12 protein-coding genes and 1 pseudogene are annotated in these 16,318 nt (G+C 58.2%); 5 read left to right on the plus strand and 8 right to left on the minus strand.

The annotated features are described in order from the left end of the window. Positions 1-137 precede the first annotated feature (137 nt). The gene (locus AXA68_RS16330; protein WP_080505346.1) at positions 138-719 is read right to left on the minus strand and encodes a plastocyanin/azurin family copper-binding protein; all 582 of its coding nucleotides are present in this window, start codon (positions 717-719) and stop codon (positions 138-140) included. Positions 720-919: 200 nt separating this feature from the next. On the opposite strand from AXA68_RS16330, the gene AXA68_RS17645 reads away from it, so the two are divergent. From AXA68_RS17645 to AXA68_RS15505, 3 genes are all read left to right on the plus strand, one after another. Continuing rightward, positions 920-1,162: a cytochrome ubiquinol oxidase subunit I gene (locus AXA68_RS17645; RefSeq protein ID WP_449272155.1), complete on the plus strand. Its 243-nt coding sequence runs from the start codon at positions 920-922 to the stop codon at positions 1,160-1,162. A gap of 150 nt (positions 1,163-1,312) precedes the next feature. Beyond that, positions 1,313-3,814, plus strand: a complete 2,502-nt coding sequence (locus AXA68_RS15500; protein WP_066419148.1) for a heavy metal translocating P-type ATPase — start codon at positions 1,313-1,315, stop codon at positions 3,812-3,814. Positions 3,815-3,979: 165 nt separating this feature from the next. After that, a complete protein-coding gene (locus tag AXA68_RS15505) occupies positions 3,980-4,165 on the plus strand; it encodes a DUF7333 family protein (protein ID WP_066419150.1) in 186 nt (61 codons plus the stop codon). 146 nt (positions 4,166-4,311) lie between these two features. On the opposite strand, the gene AXA68_RS15510 is transcribed toward AXA68_RS15505, so the two are convergent. The 7 genes from AXA68_RS15510 to AXA68_RS15540 form a co-directional block, all read right to left on the minus strand. After that, positions 4,312-5,514, minus strand: coding sequence for a hypothetical protein (locus AXA68_RS15510; RefSeq protein WP_066419153.1), 1,203 nt, complete (start codon positions 5,512-5,514; stop codon positions 4,312-4,314). Between the two features lie 147 nt (positions 5,515-5,661). Further along, entirely contained in the window at positions 5,662-6,819 is a 1,158-nt protein-coding gene (locus AXA68_RS15515; protein ID WP_066419155.1) for a multicopper oxidase domain-containing protein, read from the minus strand. Between the two features lie 164 nt (positions 6,820-6,983). Next, positions 6,984-7,709, minus strand: coding sequence for a CPBP family intramembrane glutamic endopeptidase (locus AXA68_RS15520; protein ID WP_080505347.1), 726 nt, complete (start codon positions 7,707-7,709; stop codon positions 6,984-6,986). A gap of 264 nt (positions 7,710-7,973) precedes the next feature. Beyond that, positions 7,974-8,897: a cation diffusion facilitator family transporter gene (locus AXA68_RS15525; RefSeq protein WP_066419159.1), complete on the minus strand. Its 924-nt coding sequence runs from the start codon at positions 8,895-8,897 to the stop codon at positions 7,974-7,976. A 128-nt stretch (positions 8,898-9,025) separates the two neighbouring features. Beyond that, complete coding sequence (locus tag AXA68_RS15530; RefSeq protein WP_066419167.1) at positions 9,026-11,689, minus strand: heavy metal translocating P-type ATPase; 2,664 nt, start codon at positions 11,687-11,689, stop codon at positions 9,026-9,028. Positions 11,690-11,940: 251 nt separating this feature from the next. Beyond that, complete coding sequence (locus tag AXA68_RS15535; RefSeq protein WP_066419169.1) at positions 11,941-13,002, minus strand: iron transporter; 1,062 nt, start codon at positions 13,000-13,002, stop codon at positions 11,941-11,943. Continuing rightward, on the minus strand, positions 12,989-14,299 hold the full coding sequence (locus tag AXA68_RS15540; RefSeq protein WP_066419171.1) for a DUF7405 family protein: 1,311 nt from the start codon (positions 14,297-14,299) through the stop codon (positions 12,989-12,991). The genes AXA68_RS15535 and AXA68_RS15540 overlap by 14 nt, the downstream gene beginning before the upstream one ends. A gap of 144 nt (positions 14,300-14,443) precedes the next feature. Here AXA68_RS15540 and AXA68_RS16335 point away from each other — a divergent pair, with 144 nt between their 5' ends. Beyond that, positions 14,444-15,229: a sulfite exporter TauE/SafE family protein gene (locus tag AXA68_RS16335; protein ID WP_080505348.1), complete on the plus strand. Its 786-nt coding sequence runs from the start codon at positions 14,444-14,446 to the stop codon at positions 15,227-15,229. A gap of 59 nt (positions 15,230-15,288) precedes the next feature. Then, positions 15,289-16,273: pseudogene (locus tag AXA68_RS16340) on the plus strand (IS630 family transposase); the annotation flags it as partial. Positions 16,274-16,318 lie beyond the last annotated feature (45 nt).

Genomic DNA, 16,318 nt, shown 5'->3' on the forward strand with positions numbered 1-16,318 from the left:
GACCGAGTCCTACTCTTCGGTACAGTTGCCCGTTAATTAACCCTCACCGTGGGAACTCTGGAAAGTCGTTTGAAGATGGTTCGTTGTCTGGTGTGACGGCTCGTATAAATACACCAACTATACTTAAGACCAATTATTTACTCAGAAAATGAATTGTACGAAACGCTGTCTTGATCGACGATGGTCTGGCTTTCGGGAACATTTCCGTCCGGCGGCATACCCCCCTCCGCGGGACCGCCGGGTTCGCCAACGACAATCCGCCCAACCATTCCCAAGGATTTGTGCGGGATACAAAAATAATCGTACGTGCCCGTGGTCTCGAACGTATGCTCAAACGTTGCCCCCTGTTCACTCAGGATTTCGCTATTGAACGCTTCTGCTCCCTCGGGAATCCGTGTCACCTCTGCTGAACTCGTTCCTTGTTTGTAGACAGTTGCCGAGTGACTCCCACTCTGGTTTTTGAATGTCACGGTTTCTCCGGGTTCGATGAACAACCCGATGGGATCGAAATAATACTCGCTCCCTTCGGTGACCATCATTACCGTGTTTGAGCCACCCGATCCAGCATTCGTTTCTCCTCCTGAATCTCCATTTGTATCCTCTGTCGTCGTCGCCTCACTCTCACCGTTTCCGTTCCCTGAACCACTGCATCCGGCAAGACTAGTTACACTACCTGTAGCGAGAATCCCAGCGGTCTTGAGAATCTGTCTCCGCTCCATACTTAGCGATTAAACACCCCAATATAAGTGGCTAAGGTGGATTCCCAATACATAGGACGCCGCCCTCGTTTGACCTGTCGAAGTCATAAAATTATTTCTCAGGATAAGTATGATACCTACCGTTTCTCATTTGTTTCACGTGGAAAGACATTCGTATTGAACAGCCAGTGAACGAACAGTTACGTTAATTCTGGACCCACATCTTTGCGGTCAGCTTTGGCGTTGGAACAGCGACCAAATTAGTCTTTGAGTTCGAATTCGGAATACACTTCGCTGCGTTCTCAATGACCGCTAAGGAGCTATTCAGCGGCTCGTTTTTCCTCGAAGAGATGCTGGCCTGTCTAATTGAAACGATGTTGCGTTGGGCCTTCATTTTTAACTGCGACTGTACTGAGAACCTGATTGACTCTACATTGATCTCAAAGAGAAATTCTATACGATAGATAGCGACAGCCACATAAACATAACCTTCGTAATGCTACACAATTGATTGGCTCCTTATTATGATACTCGTTTCATAGAAATATGTACAGTAATACCCAATTGAGATGGAGTGCTGTCAAAATAATAGAACGTATCATTCCCATCACAGTATGACTGAAAAGTGTTCCCTGTGCGGCCGACCGATTCAACCTTCCACATTCGAGGCTCCCGGTGACCGCGGGTTCTGTTCGAGTGGCTGCTACGATGTGTACACGACACTCGGAGCTGTCGGTTCCCTCGACGACACCCAATCCCCACCTGGGGGCGAAAGTACACAGACAGGAGACGCAGATCCGCCCGAACGAGACGGTTCTCGGACGTTTCTACGGATCGATGGGATGTACTCTGCGACATGTGAGGCATATCTCGAATCGGTCGCTGAGAGCCAGGCGGGAGTGACCGCCGCTGAAGCGAGCTACGTTACAGAGACGATCCGCATCGACCACGACCCAGAAACCGTATCGAAGGATACACTGCGTGACGCGTTGAGTACGCTCGGGTACACAGCATACCTCCGTGACGACGCCTCGACAGAGGCGGATACAGCCGGCGGGACGACGCGCCGGTCACGGGAGATGGGTGGTATTCGAAAGCGGCGAGACGACCAACTCTTGGGCATGCGGTACTCCGTTGGCTTCCTTTTCGGCGCGTTCCTGTTGGTCCCGTACGTCGCGATTCTGTATCCCGCGCAGCTCGCATCAATATTCGACTGGCAAGCGCTCGCGATATTCGAGGGTGCGTTCCGGCTGGACAGTCAGGGCGCGTTCGTTTTTCTCCGACTCTACTTCGTGATGACCGGGATCATCCTCGTCTTCACCGGGCTTCCGGTGTTGCGGGGTGCGTACATCAGTCTGAAAATGCGTCGGCCAAACACCGACCTGTTAGTCGCGATCACTGCGGTGAGTGCGTATCTGTACAGTACGGCCGCCGTCATCCTCGGACAGAATGATATCTTCTACGACCTCGCGATCGTCGTGACGGCTGCGGTCACCGCGATGGTGTTCTACGAGTCGTCGATCAAACAGCGCGCACTCAACCGGCTCACCGAGCTCACGATATCGCAGGTCGAGCAGGCGCGGACGTACGACGCAGACGGAACCACTCAGGACGTTCGCGTCGAGGACCTCGAGGCGGGCGATGTCGTCCTCGTTCGACAGGGGGAACGCGTGCCGGTCGACGGCGAACTCGTCGAAGACAGCTGTACCGTCGACGAAGCGATCGTGACCGGTGAGTCGCTTCCGGTGGTGAAACGCGCCGGCGACGACGTGATCGGGGGGTCGATCGTCACGGACGGCGCTGCGTTGGTCCGTGTCGGCCCAGACGTGACGAGCAGTATCGACCGGATAACGACCGCTGTCTGGGACTTACAGAGCGCGACGCACGGGGTCCAGCGGCACGCCGACCAACTCGCGTCGTACGCCGTGTTCCTCGTCGTCGGAGCCGCCGTCACGGTCGGCAGCGTCGGGGCGCTCGCATTCGGGATGGCCCCGCCCGACGCTGCCCTCCTCGCGCTGTTGGTCCTCCTCGCCGGCTCGCCGTGGGCGCTCGGACTCGCGACGCCGTTGTCGGTCGCGAAGAGTCTCTCCAGTGCGCTCCGGCGCGGGATCATCATCTTCGACGAAACGGTCTTCGAACGGCTCCGCGACGTCGATATCGTCGTTTTCGATAAGACGGGGACGCTCACGACCGGAGAGATGGAGGTGATAGAAGCGGACGCGCCCGCGGAGTTGCTCGACGCCGTCGCCGCGCTCGAACAACGAGCGTCACACCCCGCCGCGAACGCGATTGTGACGGCGTTCGCCGGCAGAGATGGAGGCGACGACACGGAGGATCAGTCGGGCTCGGCAGACGACGCGGTCGGAACGGAAGGCGACAATCGGATACGGGAGTTCACGAACCACCGATCCGGTATCGAAGGCGTGATCGGCAACACGTCGTATCTCGTCGGGAACCTCGATCTGTTCGCGGAACAGGGGTGGACCGTCGACGACGATATCCGGTCGCGGGTCGCCGACGCTCAGGGATTCGGTCAGCTGCCGGTCGTGATCGGTCGTGACGGGGCAGCAGAGGGGCTGATAGTCGTCGGGGACGAGCCGCGGGACGGCTGGGACGACACCGTCTCTCGGCTCGGAGAACGAGGCACGGAGGTCGTCGTCCTGACCGGCGACGACGAGGAAGCGACGGACTTCTTCAAGCGACACGACGCCGTGACGCACGTCTTTGCGACGGTTCCGCCGGAGGGGAAGACGGCGACGATCCGGCGACTCAAATCTGACGGGCAGGTCGCGATGGTCGGTGACGGCACCAACGACGCACCGGCGCTCGCCGCCGCCGATCTTGGCATCTCGCTGGGCGGGGGGACGGCGTTGGCCGCCGACGCCGCCGACATTGCGATTGTCGATAACGACATCCGCTCCGTCGAAACCGCGTTCGACCTCGCGGGAGCGGCTCGCCGTCGTGTGAAACAGAACAACCTCCTCGCGTTCTCCTACAACGGTATTGCCCTCGCGGCGTTGGCCGTCGGGTTCTTCAATCCGCTGACGGCAGCGGCCGCGGTCATCGCTGGCGGTGGGTTGATCGCGGTAAACACTCGACGAAAACTCCTCGGGTAGCGAGGCTCGGCCGCCGACAGAACTCGGAGCCGAGTTGTACTACTGACATAGAAGGGTGGCTATCTATCATTCGAGCATCGTTGATCCGATCGGTACGGCCGTCACCAAAGATCCGAATCGCTTCTGTTTCTAAAGGACTATGCTTGTCTAGACACTACTACAACCATGGAGTTCGACTTCGTGCGCTCGGTGGTTCCGCTCGCCGTGATCGTCGCCGTCGCAACGGTCGCGCTAACCGCCGTGATGGCACCTTCGACCGTCTTCATGATGGTTCTCCCCTCGATGATCGCGTTCTCGGTGGTCGCGTACTTCTTCGGGATGAAACACGGCGAATTCCGCGCTAGTCCGTAGCGGCCCTGTCCGGCACCGCCCCCAAACTCACAGTGTCACTCCGTCTGAAGCGTCCTCATTCGGTTACCACCCCCGGTGGTCCATACTTCGTTTTCAACAAGTCTCGATGAACGATCAGCAGCCGGGGGTCGACGTGGCCGGGATGTTTATTCGGTAACTCCCGCACTGAGCTCAGACGCGTCCTGCCGGACGGGCGTCGGGGAGTCGATCGAATACACGAGCGTTCCGGTGAACAGTGCGATGCTCCCTAACAGGAATATCGAACTGAGCGGCGACGCCGAATCGACGAAGATCCAGTATATCGGCGCCGCGATCGTCGGGCCGGCCGCGATGACAGCGACTTGGGAGACGAGGGGGCCACAACACCCACACGTACACGCACCGACGACCGTCGCCGTCCCGGCCGTACTCTGTGTCGCTCCCGCCTGCTGATCGAGACGCCACGAGTGAGCGACGGCGGCCGCGTTCAACCCCACGAGGACGCCGAGGAGTCCGAGCACGATGACCACACCGGGAGAGATCGCAATGAAAAACGGAACGTCGGGGAGCAGGACCTCGAGAGTGGGCCATCGCACGATCTGATACAGTACGTTCAGGACCGCCACGGTCGTCTCTTGCGGAGCGCCCTCCTCACTAAAGAAGGATAGGTATCCAGTCGTCGCCATAAAGAAGAGGCTCACCATGGCTCCGACGCTGAATCCGAACCGACGCGCCACCGGATCCCGAAGGATCGTCGACAGTGCCGTGCCAACGTCGTTCCAGAGAATGTAGCCGACGAGTAGTGGTGTCGCGAGGACGATCCCGTACCCGATCGGGTTGGTGTAGCCGCTGAATCCGGGCAGCAGATACGGGTACAGTATCCAGCCGCCAAGCAGCATGCCGAGAGCCATATACCGAGGACGTGTCGTCCATCGCACGAGTCCGGTAATGAAACTCGCGACCACGACCAACAGGCCGGTTCCGATCGCGAGCGGCTGATACCACGACCGCGGGAACGGCATCGAGCCCGCCTGATACGTCGGATCCGGAGCTAGACCCTCGAAAAGGATTGCGCCGGTGATAGCAATACCGATACCGATCGCAATTCCGTACAGAGCGGTTCTCGGCGAAATCCGCTTGCTGCGCTTGAGGAAGACGAGAGCACCAACTCCGAGGGCACCGATACCAGCGATCGCCAACCCGTGCGACTGTGAGAGTGCCGACGACTCAGCACCACCGTGGGCCGAAACTGTCGGGACCAGCGAGAGGAGACTGATCCCGACAGCAACTAAGACGAGTAGCCGGATTGACCTTCGCCGAGGTTTCTGTCTATCGGCATCAGCGTTCTCGCTTCGGCCTTTCTGAGTCATTGCGAGGGGTTAGTGACTCACACACAATTATCTGTCTCTCTCGTTTCCCCTCGAGACGCACCTCGTGACCGGCCCGAGGGTCTGCATACGCGTGGAACCGTCCTGTAGAGTCCTTCGGGACGGTTCAAAAATGCGTATCAGATCGCGTCAGTTCGGTTCGTAGCCGGCGTACTCCATGAGCTGACTGAAGATGTCCGAGTCCATGACGGAGCGGTACACCACGCCGGTAAGCATGCCGCCGGGGTAGAACGACCCGTTCATCACGTGGTTGACCTTGTGGCAGTGCATGAGGTAGATCCCGGGGTCCGCGTCGGCCGTGAACTCGATCGTGTGCCGTTCCGCGGGGGCGATGTTCGTGACGTCGATGTCGTGTCTGGCGGCTTCCGGAACGACCCCGCCGTCCTTTTCGACGCGCTGGAAGCGATGGTTGTGGATGTGCATCGGGTGCGACATGTACCCGCCGTTGACGAGGTGAATGCGAACCTGATCGCCCTGATCGACGATGATCGGTGACCCCTGTTCGGGATGGAGCGTCCGGGGCGCGCTCTTCCCGTTGACGGTGAAGACATCCGGCGTCCGCGAGGTCGTATCGTACGTGAAGTTCCCCTCGCCGGCCCATGTCTTCGGGATCCGCGAGTCCCAGTCTTTGATCGTCATGAAGTACTCCCGGTCCGCCGGCTCGTAGCCTTCGGGATCGACTCGGAAGATTCCGTACATCCCCATGTCGATATGCCGGTGTGTTTGGAAGTGACAGTGGTACAGGTGCGTCCCCGGAACGTTCGCCGGAATTTCGTAGGTGTGCTTCTCGCCCGCTGGGACCTGTATTCCGGTCGATGTCGGGACGCCGTCGTTCTTCCACGTCTTGGTGACGCCGTGGAAGTGGATCGTGTGCGGTCGGCGTCCGTTCGTGTTGTCGAGCGTCACTTCCATGTCGTTCCCCTCGGTCGTCCTGAGGATCGGACCCGGGACGCTCGGGTCGTGGTCGTCGGCCTGCCAGGCCCAGACCCGCGGGAACTCGACCGGGCCGCCCATCGAATCGAGCGGGTGAACGGCGTGTCGCGCCGGCTGCGTCCCCATCGTCACTGACCCGCCCTGCTCGTCGACGTTGACGACCGTCGGAGGGCTGGTGTAGGGTAGATCCGACGAAGATGTCTGTGCCTCGTTCGGGGAGTTCGTGGCCGCCGTCGGCGCGTTAATCGTCTTCGATGAACAACCTGCCAACGCCGAAAGGCCTGTCGCGCCGGTCGCGGTGAGGAATTCTCGTCGAGACAGTCCGGTTCCAGGAGCACCGAAGGATCGAGTCATAGTACAGTTGGAACACTCTGTTGTACGGCTAAAGAAGGACCGCGAAATCCCTGTACCTGAGAAAGCGAGCAAACATGTTCGGTATTAGCCGAACAGGTCTTACAAGCAGACCGGTATTTTCCGCCACGAAAATCGGCATTCGGAGTAAACGGTCTGGGGAACAGTTACATTCCGCCCGTGGCGGTCAGATATGCGCTTGCGAACTGTATCGCATTGTACGCACCGTGTATCACGGCTGGAACCGCGAGGTTGTCCGTGTACTCGTACGCTGCTCCGAGTACGAGGGCCAGAAGGAACGCGATACCGATGTACACCAGTTTGCCTTCTCCTGACAACGAAAAGAGATGGATCGACGCGAAGAGGGCGCTTGCGAGGACGATTGCACGGGCCGGATGGAGAGTTTCACGGAGAGTCCCTTGTACGAGTCCTCGGAAGAGTAGTTCTTCCCCTGGGCCGACCAACAGGAATTGGAGCGGAATAAGTAGGAGGAATACGCTGGGGTTCTGTTGCCCGACCTCGACGATTTGGTTTTGGGCTGTGCTCAGACCGAGGGCCGCGATCACGGAGGACGCAGCAAAGAGCAACCCCAGGATTACGATACTCCCCCCGACGATAACCGCCCCGTCACGTTTGTCAGGCAGACGGACTGGCACGAATCCGAACCCGAGGTCACGGCCTTTGAGATAGAGGACGGTGATGCCCCCGAACGTCACCCCTTGAAGGAAGAGTGTACTCACAACCAGCCTGAGTGCTGGACGTGACGCGAGGTCGACTCCGAACAGCCTGACGACTGTCACGACGGCCAGAACTATGACTGTCCCCGCGACGTACGATCCATACGTGAGACTGATCGCCGAGGCGACGGATCGGAAACGAGATATCGATGACATTATTCAGATGTTATCGTAGGGTTCTATCCCACAAGTCGGCTTTGGTTGGTCGATTTCGATGCGGTCCGTCCCCATACGTCTCATAGTTGTGATTTGTTACGACTGACCTGGTGGGTACGCCCGTGCTGGTCGGTCCTCTCAACGAGGAACGAGTATAGCTCCCGGTCTTCTTTCGCGTCTCTCGACCGACGCGAAGCACTACATGGTTCTCGCCAGTTTCGTCTGGTATCTCGAACATTCGACTGAATGCGGTCGTAGCCATCATTAGTGGGTGTGATTCGTGGTATCGATCTGGTCGTTCCGCTCGCCGAACTCGACGGTTGCGTGGTCGATGCCCTGGTCCGTGAGATGGTCGTGGACCCGCGACCGGACCGTCTGTTGCTCCTCGATCGTGGTCGCCGTATCGGTGAGGCGGACGGTCGCGACGGTGAGTTGACTACAGACCTGCCAGACGTGGAGGTCCTCGACCCCGTCGACGCCGTCGAGTGTCGTCAATTCATCTCGGAGGTCCGCTGGCGACACGGGGCTCCGCTCCAGCAGGATAGCTGTGCTTTCTCGAAGGACGTTCTCGGCCGACGCGAGTACTAGCAGTCCGATGAGTACGGCAGCCACAGGATCCGCGATAGGGAGATCGAAGACGGCGACAGCGACCGTGGACACGATCACAGCGATGGAACCACCGGCGTCACCGAGCAGGTGATAGAACGCCCCGCGCTCGTTGAGGCTCATCTCTCCGCCCTGTAACACGTACACCGAGCCGATGTTCACCAGCAAGCCGCCTGTGGCGATGATCAGCGTTAACTCCGGGTCGATCGCCACCGGCTCGAGGAACCGCTGGTAGGATTCCCAGAGGATGTATCCGACCATCGGAAGGAGCAAGACGCCGTTCAGGAAGGCCGCAACCGGCTCCAGTCGGTGGAGACCGTACGACCACGCCTCGCCGCCCTCGAACCGCTCGGCGGTGTAGCTTGCGCCGTACGCCACCGCGTACGCGAGCATATCGAACAACATGTGAATCGCGTCGCTGATGAGCGCCACCGAACCGAACAACAGTCCGCCAGCAAGCTCTACGACGAACCCCACAAAGTTGACGACGGCGACGAGTGCCAGTCGGCGCGTACTATTACTCGTGTCAGACGGAGGATCGCGCTCTGACGACTCTCCGTGTGTATGCTCGTGTACGGTCATCACTCTACGTTTGCGCTGCTGTTTCGACTCGGAAGCCACTGTACTTTCGCGGACGGATCTCCTCGACCGATCTCCACCTGTCGACACCGAGCCCTGTGCCGGACACGCGAAGGATCTGGGGTTTCAAACTACCCATCCGAAGCGGTGGTTTCGTCGTCTGCTGTCGGCGTGATTCGAGAGAGACGCATCGCATTGCCAGTGACCCCGAGCGTCATCCCGGCGTCACCGATGAGGACGGCCGCCCAAATCGGAACCAAGCCGAACGGGACGCCCAGTGCGAGCAGGCCCTTGGCACCGAGACTCGTCCAGATGTTCTGCCGAATCACGCTGTTCGCGTCGTGAGAGAGGTCGTAGAGGTACGGCAGCTTCGATAGGTCGTCGCTCATGAGCGCGATATCCGCTGTTTCGAGCGCGGTATCCGTTCCGGCCGCGCCCATTGCGACGCCCACAGTCGCCGTTGCGAGTGCCGGCGCGTCGTTGACGCCGTCGCCGATCATCGCGACTCCGTCGTACTTCTCGTCGAGTTCCGTGATCGCCTCGACCTTCTCATCAGGCAGGAGTTCCGCCCGGAACTCGTCGATGCCGACCTCGGTCGCAATCGCACGGGCGGTCCGTTCGTTGTCCCCCGTGAGCATGACGATGTGTTCGACACCGAGGTCGTGGAGTCGCTGGATCGCCTGCTTCGCTCCGGGCCGGATCTCATCAGCCACGGCGATGACGCCCTCGAGTTCGTCTTCGGTACCAACGAGCACGACGGTCTTTCCCTGTGACTGGAGCTCGGGAACCGTCTCCTCAAGCAGGTCGAGACAGTCGTTGCGCTCGCATATCCGACGGCTCCTCGTCGTCACGACACCGCCGTCAGTCGTCGCATGGACGTGCTCGAGGTCGAATCCGAGTTCCTCGAAGAGACCAGGCTTGCCTGCGTAATGTTTCTCGCCGTCGAGATCAGCCTCGACCCCCTTGCCGGTGATACTCTCGAAATCGTCGACCGAAGGGGCATCGACGTCGCTCTCCTCGGCAAATTCGACGATTGCGTCGCCGATAGGATGTTCCGACCGCGACTCCAGCCCGCTGGCACACCGGAGGACGTCTCCCTCGCTGTTGCCGTTGAGCGGGACGATGTCCGTGACCGTGAGTTCGCCCTTCGTGATCGTCCCTGTCTTGTCCATCGCGATCGCTTCGACCGCGCCCATCGCTTCGAGGTGGTTGCCGCCCTTGATGAGAACGCCGTTCTTCGCGGCGCTCGTGATCCCCGAGACGACCGAGACGGGCGTCGAAATGACGAACGCGCACGGACACGCCAGCACGAGCAGCGTGAGTCCGTAGACGATGAACGTCGGCCACGACACGCTGAACAGGAGCGGCGGAATAACCGCTACCACGATCGCGAAGCCGACGACGACCGGCGTGTAGTACGAGGAGAACCGCTCGACGAACTGCTCGCGTTCCGTCTTGTTCGATTGCGCGTCCTCGACCATCTGGACGATGCGGGAGAGCGTGTTATCGCCCGCTTCGGAGGTGACCTCGACTTCGAGATACCCCTGCTCGTTGATCGTCCCCGCGTACACCTCATCCCCCGGCGTCTTGTCGACGGGCACGCTCTCACCGGTAATGGGGGCCTGATTGACGGCACTCTCTCCGTCGATCACGTTCCCATCCATCGGAATTTTTTCTCCCGGACGCACGACGACGATGTCGCCGACCGCCACGTTATCAACGGGAAGCGTCACCTCCTCGCCGTCCCGTTTCACCGTCGCTTCGTCCGGAGACAGATCCATTAATTCTCTGAGGGAGTTGCGCGCGCGATCCATCGAATACTGTTCGAGGAGTTCGGCGATACTGAACAGGAACGCGAGCGTGGCGGCCTCGAAGTAGAGCGATTCGCCGAAGACGAGGCTCGCGACGATGGCACCGCTGATGGCAATGCTCATCAGCAGGTCGATGTCGAGGTTCCGATTGAGCGCGGAGTAGTAGCCGTTACGGAAGATGACCTGCCCGGCGGTTCCGACGGCCACGAGGAAGAAGAGATCCGCGATGAGCAGCTCGCGACCGACGACCTCGGCTACGAGAGCGTTCTGGCCGGTAAGGAAGAACTCGAAGAAGAGCCCAAGCGCGACGAACCCACCGCTGACCCACGTTTTGAGCGCGCGAGAGCTTGTCCAAATGCTCTCACGATCTCCGGCCGCGTTTTGACGTTCCGATCCGTCGCCTGCTGTGTCTGTGACCTCATACCCAGCGCTTTCGATCGCGTCGATGACATCCGCTTCCCCGCCTCTCGACGAATCGTACGTGACAACGACGGTTCTGGTCGTCGGCTGTGTCTCGTACGTTGTCACTCTGTCGACCCTGTCGAGGGCGTTTTCGATCTTGCCCGCGCACGATGCGCAATCCATCTCCGGGACGGTGAATTTCGAGGTCAGTTCGCCAGCGTTCTCCACCGCGTATCCCGCTTTCTCAACGCGTTCAGTTATCGCGGTGGCGCTCGTTTGCTCGCGATCGTAGGAGACTGTCAGCGTCCCCGTCGTCACCTGCGGATCGACGCTGTCGATGCCGTCCAGCTTTCCGACGCTGCTCTCGACCTTTCCGGCACAGGATGGACAGTCCATCTCCGGGACCGATAACTGCGCAACGTCCTCACTATCTACCGATGAAACAACATCTTCGTCATCTTGTCCGGTGTGATGACCGTGTTCGTGATCTCCATGATCGTGGTCGTGCGTATGACCATCCTCGTGGGTCTGACCCCGTGGTTCACCAGTTTCGTCGTGGGATCTTTCGTCAGGTTGGGTCATTACACGCCGCTAACGACTACAAACTTATTAAATTAGCTGCCATTTAGCCCCCCTAATATAATAATCTCTAACAAAAAATAAAATTGAATTATTAATTTATGCGTTAATCCGTTCCTTTTCGGGTTTTAGTTCGGTCTGCTCGGTCGAATCCGATGACGATACGGGAATTCCGATCTCTCGACAGCGCTCCTGAGTCGAGTACAGCGTGAACCGACAACGACGCCTTCTGTGGATTCAACAGAGCAAAAAAGTCACAATGTCATCTGTATCTCCGGCATATCAACGAAGGCTGTCTCGTATCCCTCATGGCGAGCCGTTTGTGGGGGCGAATCGACTGTGATCGTCAGCTCATCTCCCGTCTGTACGTCCGAAACTGTTGTCCCGTAGTGATAGCGGAGCTCTGGATTGATGGTTGACTGTAGAATTCCGTCGAATACTGACGCACCATCGCGCTGTAATATTACAGATAATGACATCATCGGCAGCATCGTCCGATTGTACGGCGTGCGCGGAGACACAGCGAGGTACTTCTGTTCCCCGTCACCACCGAAACGCGACGCGTCTTCGAGGACCGTAACCACGAACCTCGCGTCTCCGGTCGTTTCCGAGCCACGCACGTCACCGGGGAGTGCGTCCGGCGTCGGCACCTGCGAGTCCGGTATCATCTCCATGTCCATTAGATCGACAGCACCCCTCGTGCCTTCCTTGTCGTCGGAGATGTCTGTGTACGAGATCTCATCGAGCGTCGATTCGCTGAACTCGAATTCGAACTCGAACGAGGCGTTCCCCTGGTTCTCGGCCAGCGATCCGGTCCGCCGCGTCGACGGCCCGCCGATACTGACCTCGACAGTGTATGTGCCGTCGCCCTGAAGTTGGGCGTTATCGCCGAAGTGAAAGCCCATCGGCTGAGAGAGCATCGGCCACGGCGCGAATTGATCAATCGATTCCCCATTCTGTGTGATCGTGAGCTGCGGATTGATATCGGGCGGAATGATCCCTGTCTGTGCGTCCCAGACGACCGGCATTATATGAACGGAATCCGCCGACTGGATGTCAACCTTCGTGGTCCCGTTTGGCTTCATCAGCCAGAAGCGATGCGGATACGAGTACGTGAGCGCACACTTGTACCCATCCTGCTGTTTCATTCCAGCCATTTTCATTCCCTCGTAGTGGGTGGGATGGTAGACTGTATCCGGCCGATTCCCGGCCATTGGTGGGGCAGAAGCAGAAGGTGTCTCGAACACGCTGGCACACCCAGCGAGGCCGACGATCGAAGTGCTCCCGGCGACCCGGAGCACATCACGACGACGCATACGTCACCTCCTCCCCGTTGCTGCCGGTTGGGTATACAGGCGGAAGCGCGCGCAAACCCCGCGGGGGCACGAGGTAATTGCCGCGACGCTCCGTCCGGATATACTGGAGGATACCGTTGTTGTTTCGCTGCCCGACGGCCGACTTCTCGGAAATATCGGTTCCGTTCATCGCCTCTTTCGTGTCGACGAAGTCGCTGATCCGCCGTTGGAGCGAGAGGAAATGTACGCCCGCTCGTCCTCCGTCAGTCGAATCAAAGTCACGACGAAGCAGCAGCGGCGAGCCGTCATCGTCGCGAACACGGGCGTTCTTCTGCGCGTGACCGACGACACCCATCTCGCGGGCGGTTTTATTGGTCGGCTCACACTCATCGACTCCGTTGCTGTCGCCGAGGTTGTCTCCGGCACCCTTGACGACATCGTTCTCGGCGTGATATGGGCAGAACATCTTCGCCTCGCGCTGCCAGCGGTCGTCCTGATTGTACCACTGGTTGAGGTTGAGCCGGAGCTTGGAGATATGCTGAGTCGTGCCACCGGCGAACGGCCCCGACTGGATCGTCACACGATCTTCACTGGCCTGGTTCTTTGTGAACCCTGATTTGAACCCCATAAACAGAGGTGCGTCCTCCGGAACTTTGTCGGCTGGAACACCCTCAGCGTCACCTACATTCTCCGCCGGTAACCCGTTCCCGATAAAGCCCGTCCGCCGGTCGGCGAGTGAGAAGACATCGGTCAATGTAGCCTTAGGCTGATCGACATCGTTGAGGGTCGGTTTGCTCCCTTTGAGAGCTTCTTCGGCACCGATCACCGCCTGCGCCGTGTTACTCGCGAGATGGACGACCGCATCCGGTGTATCTAATTCGGGCTCCTCGAACGGAGCAAGTGCTTCCGGATCGGAGAGGTCAACGCCATCAGGAAGTGATTCGTCGAACCGGTCGAAGTATGCCGGAGAATAACTCACCGTGAACAATAATCCGTCTCCGCTTCGCTCGTAGGCGTGTTCAATGCCACGGAGAGCTGTTTCAACCCGATCGCGGTGGTCTTCGTTCGGTTGTCCGTCTCCTCGGTAATTCAGATAGAGAAGCACCCGATGGCTCGGGGCGATGACGTTTCCGTGGTCGTCTCGTGAGAGGACCTCATTCCAAGCGTGTTGACGCTGTGGATACGATGAGAGATCATCCGGGGCCGTCGGGATATCGACTTCTTCACGGCCTAAACAGGCACTAAATCCTGCTACTCCGCCGATAGCGACGGCCGACTTGAGAAATTCTCTTCGGGGGATTCCCCTCTCGTCAGTCATCACTCGACAGTTGGGAAGTCACGCTCAAGCCCGTTCTGGTATGATTCTCGAACCCGTCTTCAACGGTTTTACAACGGAATCTATGTTCGGCAATTGAACCAGAATTAGTAATAGAGAGCGTAGTAAAGGGTTGATCGACCTACGATGTTTGACGCAGTCCTCCGTGTTGATCTTCTTCTCTTTTTGACTATTGGTGTGCTTGGTGGGGCACACTGTATCGGTATGTGTGGGCCGCTGGTGACCATGTATGCCGAGCGGATGGCTCCCCGTGGAGACGCCGGGACGGTGAGGTCAGGTACCCCGGGTCAACGTGGACATCTTACCACATATGAGGTTCGTCAACACGCTCTATTTAATTTGGGGCGGACGGTCAGCTACGCGCTCATCGGTGGGGTGTTCGGCGCGCTTGGTGGTTTCGTGTTTATTTCAGCGGACCAAATAACCGCAATCGCCGATTCCGTCCGGGGCGGCGTCGGTATTTTGATCGGGATATTCATCATCGTATCCGGTGTGAAATATCTTCTCGGAGGTGCTGCTGGTCTCGGAATTCCTGGAGTACAGAGAGTAACCAATTGGATCGCTGTTCGCGTTGACCGATACGTAAATACTCCTGGAATCGTTGGCCTCGGTGCGCTTCATGGGTTGCTCCCCTGTCCGATACTGTATCCCGCGTACCTGTTCGCATTCGCGACGGGATCTGCTGTATCCGGTTTTCTCGCGTTAGCGACGCTTGGTATTGGGACGATACCAGCCGTTTTCGCTTATGGAACGCTTATTGAGTCCGTCGATGCCATTCATCGCCGACGACTCCATCGTCTCCTCGGTATCGCCTTCATTCTGCTGGGATACGTTTTGTTGGGACATGGATTGATGACAATCGGCATCACTGTTCCAACGCCGATGCTTCCACGATATCAACCGCTGGGGTGACCATGGCTTAATTATAGTAGACATTAGAACTATCCGCACGGAGTGCTGTACAGTATCTAATGGATCATCTCGACGAGATCTCCGTCGAAGAACTCTAAGACGCGCTTGACAACGTCGACGGAAACAAGCCGACGCAACGTTGTTAGCTGCGATCGCGTACAAAAACGGCGTCACACAGACTGAACTTGCCGAGTGGCACGACACCGGCCGACGAACGATCTACAGCTGGCTCAACCGACTCGATACTGACGAGCCACTTGAACAGGCTGTAACTGATGCTCATCGATCTGGTCGAAAGCGAAAATTATCAGAAAAACAGCAGCAAGAATTCGGACACACTGTCCACGCATCACCCAAAGAGATCGGTTTTGACGCGCCGGCGTGGACGCCGGTGCTTGTCAAAGAATTTCTCGAAGAAACGTACGGCGTCGAGTATTCACTTCCGAGTTGTCGGCGGTTGTTGAAAGAGGCAGGATTGAACTATCAAAAGCCACGCCGTTCAGCCACTGAATCCGACGAAGACGATCAAGAAGCGTTTCACGACGAGATCAAAAAAAGCGGCGAGAGATAGACGCCACAGTAGTCTGTATCGATCAAACCAAGAAATCCGTCCAAGTCGAGCCGCGTGCCGCGTGGTTTCCGCGCGGCACGCGGCCTTCTGTCGAATTATCCGGTCAACGGAAGTGGACGTGCTTGCTCGGCGCGATCACCGAGGACGGCGATCGCTTTTTCTCACGGCTTCCCGAGTACGTCACCGCCGATCACGCAAAACATTTCATTTTAGCACTATGCGACGAATTTGAAGAGGATCTGATCGTCGTGCTCGATAGCGCACCGTATTTTCAGACATCGGCTGTCACGGACCTCGCGGCCCGTGACGACCTCGCCTTTGTGACGCTCCCATCATATTCGCCGGAGTTGAACCCTGTCGAGGAATGTTGGAGACAGCCCCAAGCAGCTCTCAGCAACCGGTTCTTCGACTCACTCAACGAACTTACAACAGCGATCGATACCGCTCTTGACCAAATTTCTATCCCAACTGTGTTCGTAGGCTTCCTAATTAATGTCTCAAAAGACGGTCAACATCTT

This window comes from Halorubrum aethiopicum, from assembly GCF_001542905.1.
GTDB lineage: Archaea > Halobacteriota > Halobacteria > Halobacteriales > Haloferacaceae > Halorubrum > Halorubrum aethiopicum.

What these genes read in the sequence shown, in the direction of transcription:
- AXA68_RS16330 (WP_080505346.1), bottom strand. Translation starts at nt 719, where the DNA reads ATGGAGCGGAGACAGATTCTCAAGACCGCTGGGATTCTCGCTACAGGT.
- AXA68_RS15530 (WP_066419167.1), bottom strand. Translation starts at nt 11,689, where the DNA reads ATGACCCAACCTGACGAAAGATCCCACGACGAAACTGGTGAACCACGG.
- AXA68_RS16335 (WP_080505348.1), top strand. Translation starts at nt 14,444, where the DNA reads ATGTTTGACGCAGTCCTCCGTGTTGATCTTCTTCTCTTTTTGACTATT.
- AXA68_RS15505 (WP_066419150.1), top strand. Translation starts at nt 3,980, where the DNA reads ATGGAGTTCGACTTCGTGCGCTCGGTGGTTCCGCTCGCCGTGATCGTC.
- AXA68_RS15510 (WP_066419153.1), bottom strand. Translation starts at nt 5,514, where the DNA reads ATGACTCAGAAAGGCCGAAGCGAGAACGCTGATGCCGATAGACAGAAA.
- AXA68_RS15525 (WP_066419159.1), bottom strand. Translation starts at nt 8,897, where the DNA reads ATGACCGTACACGAGCATACACACGGAGAGTCGTCAGAGCGCGATCCT.
- AXA68_RS15535 (WP_066419169.1), bottom strand. Translation starts at nt 13,002, where the DNA reads ATGCGTCGTCGTGATGTGCTCCGGGTCGCCGGGAGCACTTCGATCGTC.
- AXA68_RS15540 (WP_066419171.1), bottom strand. Translation starts at nt 14,299, where the DNA reads ATGACTGACGAGAGGGGAATCCCCCGAAGAGAATTTCTCAAGTCGGCC.
- AXA68_RS15500 (WP_066419148.1), top strand. Translation starts at nt 1,313, where the DNA reads ATGACTGAAAAGTGTTCCCTGTGCGGCCGACCGATTCAACCTTCCACA.
- AXA68_RS15515 (WP_066419155.1), bottom strand. Translation starts at nt 6,819, where the DNA reads ATGACTCGATCCTTCGGTGCTCCTGGAACCGGACTGTCTCGACGAGAA.
- AXA68_RS15520 (WP_080505347.1), bottom strand. Translation starts at nt 7,709, where the DNA reads ATGTCATCGATATCTCGTTTCCGATCCGTCGCCTCGGCGATCAGTCTC.